At 65.0% G+C, this 572-nt stretch carries 1 protein-coding gene; it reads right to left on the bottom strand.

From position 1 onward, the window contains the following. On the bottom strand, positions 1 to 342 hold a 342-nt coding region (locus tag D1Z90_RS21025; protein ID WP_269777323.1), incomplete at its 3' end, for a sigma factor. Positions 343 to 572: the final 230 nt, after the last annotated feature.

Genomic DNA, 572 nt, shown 5'->3' with positions numbered 1-572 from the left:
GCTGGCGGGCGCGGCGAGCAGCCGGTCGGCGACCAGATCGTCCCATTCGCCCTTGAAGCGCGCGCGGCGCATCTGGCTGAGATACAGGTTGCGCAGGATGATGAAGGTCCAGGCGCGCATGTTGGTGCCGGCCTGGAAGCGCTTGCGCGCCGCCCAGGCCTTGAGCAGCGTCTCCTGCACCAGATCGTCGGCGAGGTCGCGGCTGCCCGAAAGCGAGCGGCCAAAGGCGCGCAGATGCGGGATGACCATCGCGAGCTGTTTCTTGAACTCGGGGTCGGAGAGCGAGACATGCTCCTGCGGCGCCTCGGTCCCCTTGTCCTCGGGCTGTTCGGACTGACTCATTCGATCCCGCTTTTTTGCGTGGGCCGCGTGGAAGCGGCCTGTTCCAGAGATAGGCTTGGTGGCCGCGATTGCCAGCATATTCATGCCGTGCGCGGTCAGAAGAGAAGGATCACGGCGAACGCGACGATGACCAGCACCAGGCCATAGCCCAGCACATAGCGCGTCATATGCGGCGTAGCGCCGGCGCGGGCCCGTTCGCTGTCGATATGGATGGATTCGTCATTCTCAGC

The sequence above is a fragment of the Motilimonas pumila genome (assembly GCF_003596335.1).
In the GTDB taxonomy this organism is placed as follows: domain Bacteria; phylum Pseudomonadota; class Gammaproteobacteria; order Enterobacterales; family CBDFNC01; genus Motilimonas; species Motilimonas pumila.
Note: the sequence above shows the minus strand (reverse complement) of the source record. Positions and strands in the feature narration are given on the sequence as shown.